Below are 3,734 nucleotides of genomic sequence, written 5' to 3'. Positions count from 1 at the left end.
CCGTCTACTTCGGCGCAGGCTATGTGCGGCGGGCGGCGATCATGATGATCGTCTTTCCGATCTTCATCACGCTGGTGGTTCGCGGTACCAAATTCATGGTGCACCAGGATCCCGCGCTGCCGGACCTCGGCTATCCGCGCCTGATCACGTGCGTCTTCGGCTCGATGTGGCGCGGCGCGCTGCCCGGTGTGCCTTCGCTGCTGTGGAGCGCGCTGACGACATTCAAACCCGGCTACAACCCGGAATCCGTCGGTTCGACCGCGCAGGCGGTGGCATATCTGGCCAAATCGCCTGCGGCCCAGGCGGTTGCGTCTTGAACTGGCGACCGATGCCGCAGCAGCGACCGGCCGATCTGTTCGGAAAGCGCGAGCAGGATCGGGCGGTGCGGGTGCTCGACGCGGTCGCCTCGGCGCGGCTGCGGTGGACCACGATCATCAACCGCCGGGATCTGTCACCGCGCGCCGATGATCACCGGCTGTCGCTGGTGGTGACCGGTCGACGCATCGAGGCGCACGACCAGGATGTGGTGAGCCTGCGACTGGAATCGCCGGACGCGCGCGAGCTTCCGCCGTGGCGACCGGGTGCGCATCTCGACCTGGAGTTGCCTTCGGGTCGGTTGCGGCAGTACTCGCTGTGCGGTGATCCGGCCGATACCCGGGCATACCGGATCGCGGTGCGCCGCATTTCCGATGGGGGCGGCGGTTCGGTGGAGGTGCACGACGAACTGCCGGTCGGATCGCGCATTGTGGTTCGTGGTCCGCGCAATGCGTTCCCGTTCGCGGTACCCGGTCACGGATCGCCCGCCGCCCGCTTGCATTTCATCGCGGGCGGGATCGGGATCACCCCGATTCTGCCGATGGCGCGGCTGGCGATGCGGCTCGGGATCGACTGGTCGATGGTGTACACCGGGCGCAATCGCGACACGATTCCGTTTCTCGACGAGATCTCCGGATTGGGGGATCGGGTCACGGTGCGCACCGATGACGAACACGGATTGCCCGACGCCGCAACGCTACTCGCCGGGGTCACGCCGGATACCGCGGTGTACTGCTGCGGCCCGGTACCGATGACGACCGCCGTCGCGGATGCGGTACGCGAAATGCCCGGCGTCGAACTGCATTCCGAGCGATTCTCGCCGCCGCCGATCGTCGACGGTGTCGCATTCGAGATCGAATTGGCCTCCACCGGTGAAGTTGTCGAGGTGCCCGCGGATGAGTCGGCGCTGGCGACGATTCTGCGGAGCCGCCCGGATCGGCCGTATTCGTGTCGCCAGGGCTTCTGCCGTACCTGCAAGGTGCGGGTGCTCTCCGGTGAACCGGAGCATCGCGAGAGCGTGCTCACCGCCGCCGATCACGAGGCGGGGGAGATGCTCGTCTGCGTCTCGCGTTCGCGGGGTGGGCGATTGGTTTTGGACCTGTGAGTAGGAACCTCGAGGAGATACGTCAATGACGACGACCGACCTGGACTCGGCCGCGACGCGGCGGACCGTGCGCAGCGGCGAATTCGATATCGCCGTCTTCGAATACGGCGATCCGAGCGCGGAAACCATTGTGCTGGTGCATGGTTGGCCGGACACCCATCATCTCTGGAATGCGGTGGTGCCATTGCTGACCGACCGCTTCCATGTCGTCACCTACGACACCCGCGGCCACGGGGAGTCCACCCGCACCCGGCGCGTCCGAGACTTCCGCCTGGATGCGCTGGCCGGTGATTTCTTCGCCGTCGCCGACGCGGTCAGCCCGGATCGGCCGGTGCACGTCCTCGCGCACGACTGGGGTTCGGTACAGGTGTGGGAGGCGGTGTGCGAACCGCAGGCCGCGACGCGGGTCGCGTCGTTCACCTCGGTCTCCGGGCCGAACCTGGACCATCTCGCGAAGTGGGTGCGCGCCAGACTGTCCCGTCCCACGCCGCGCAATCTGTGGCAGCCATTCACCCAGGCGCTGTCGTCGGGATACACGATCTTCTCGATGACACCCGGGCTCAATCAGGTGTTCCGGGTTGTTGCGCGCGAAAAGCGTTGGCAGCGCATCGTTTCGATTATGAACGACACCGCGCCGTCGAATGTCGTGCTCGGCCCGACGTTCCGTCGTGACGCCGTAGCAGGTCTGCTCATCTACCGAGCCAATATCGTGCCGCGAATGCTCGCGCCGCGAGAGCGCCGCACCGAGGTGCCGGTGCAGTTGATCGTTGCCGGTCGCGATGTCGCGGTGCGGCCCGCGGGCTACGACGATGGGCACAAATGGGTTTCGCGGCTCTGGCGCCGCGATGTGCCCGCCGGACATTGGATGCCGTTCTCCCATCCCGAATTGCTCGCCACCGCGACCACCGAGCTCATCGACGCGGTGAATAGTGGTGTGGCGCCGCGCGGCCTTCGTCGCGCTGAAATCGGGCGCAGCCGACGGCCGTTCGAGGATCAGCTCGTGGTGATCACCGGGGGCGGCAGCGGTATCGGTCGTGAGACGGGCCTGGCATTCGCGCGGCTCGGTGCGGAAATCGTACTGTCGGATATCAATCTGGACGCGGCCAAGCAGACCCGGGAGCTGATTGCCGCCGAAGGCGGTGTGGCGCATGCCTATCAGCTCGACGTCTCCGATGAGGAAGCGGTGCACCTGCACGCGGTCGAGGTGCTCGCCGCGCACGGCGTGCCCGACATTCTGATCAACAATGCCGGAATCGGGCAGGCCGGTGGGTTCTTCGATACGCCATCGGCGGAGTTCGATCGGGTCATGCGGATCAATCTCGGCGGCGTGGTCAATGGCTGCCGTGCCTTCGGTTCGGCGATGGCCGAGCGCGGACTCGGCGGACACATCGTCAACCTGTCCAGCATGGCGGCCTACAGTCCGCAGCAGGGGTTCAGCGCGTACTCCACCAGTAAGTCGGCGGTATTCATGTTCTCCGACTGCCTGCGCGCGGAACTGGCCGGGCGCGGCATCTCCGTGCACACCATCTGCCCCGGCATCGTGCACACCAATATCGTTGCCACCACCAGGTTTTCGGGTGTCAGCGCGGAGGAGGAGCAGCGCAAGCAGGAACGGTACGACAAGCTGTACCAGGCGCGGCGCTACGGTCCGGAGAAGGTGGCGGCGCAGATCGTGCGGGCGGTCGAACGGGATCGCAGCATCGTGCCGGTCACCCCGGAGGCGCGGCTGCAATACCAGTTCAACAAGTTCGCCCCGGCGGTGGTGCGGTTCTTCGCCGCGCGGGTGAAGCTCACCTGAGCGTCTGAGGTGTGCCTGCGAGTTCGGCCTCGATCGCCGCAACTCGCTCGGCGCCGATACCCCACGGATGCTCGACTCCCACCTTGCTGTCGAGATCCCAGAGCACGCACGTCTCGCCGGGCTTTGCGACCATCGACCACGCGACGACGGTGCGGCCGAGTTGTTCGCCCATGGAACCGTGCGAAATGCCCTTCGTCGCAACGCCTTCCGGAAAGTGATGGAGGAAACGGCCGTATGCCGCGGTGCAGAATGCGGCATACATCTCCGTGCACAGAATGAATCCGTGCCAGGCCTCGTCGACCGCATGGGACGGCATACCGATGACCTGACCGTCGCGCATGGCCGCACCACAGCAGCGCAGCCACTGGCGCAGTCCGGTTTCCACCAGTTCCCTCGGCTGCCACGGGCTGGTTTTGAAAACCGCGTCGGGAAATTCGAGTGCGGCCACCACCCGGCCGACATCGCTCAGGTCGATTCGGCGCTGGGTACGGTTTCGTAAGAAGGCCACGATTCACT

At 66.0% G+C, this 3,734-nt stretch carries 3 protein-coding genes and 1 pseudogene; 3 read left to right on the top strand and 1 reads right to left on the bottom strand.

What is annotated here, in order from left to right:
- The 3 genes and pseudogenes from NP3_RS49505 to NP3_RS39100 all read left to right on the top strand — a co-directional run.
- Window positions 1-317 (top strand): annotated as a pseudogene (locus tag NP3_RS49505) (metal-dependent hydrolase); the annotation flags it as partial.
- A gap of 11 nt (window positions 318-328) precedes the next feature.
- Window positions 329-1,420, top strand: a complete 1,092-nt coding sequence (locus NP3_RS39105; RefSeq protein WP_063046749.1) for a PDR/VanB family oxidoreductase — start codon at window positions 329-331, stop codon at window positions 1,418-1,420.
- 25 nt (window positions 1,421-1,445) lie between these two features.
- On the top strand, window positions 1,446-3,218 hold the full coding sequence (locus tag NP3_RS39100; RefSeq protein WP_063046748.1) for an SDR family oxidoreductase: 1,773 nt from the start codon (window positions 1,446-1,448) through the stop codon (window positions 3,216-3,218).
- On the opposite strand, the gene NP3_RS39095 is transcribed toward NP3_RS39100, so the two are convergent.
- Complete coding sequence (locus NP3_RS39095; protein ID WP_157124847.1) at window positions 3,211-3,726, bottom strand: UCP032817 domain-containing protein; 516 nt, start codon at window positions 3,724-3,726, stop codon at window positions 3,211-3,213. The genes NP3_RS39100 and NP3_RS39095 overlap by 8 nt on opposite strands.
- Window positions 3,727-3,734 lie beyond the last annotated feature (8 nt).

This window comes from Nocardia pseudovaccinii NBRC 100343 (genome assembly GCF_001613225.1).
In the GTDB taxonomy this organism is placed as follows: Bacteria; Actinomycetota; Actinomycetes; order Mycobacteriales; family Mycobacteriaceae; genus Nocardia; species Nocardia pseudovaccinii.
This window is presented reverse-complemented; position numbering and strand designations above follow the sequence as displayed.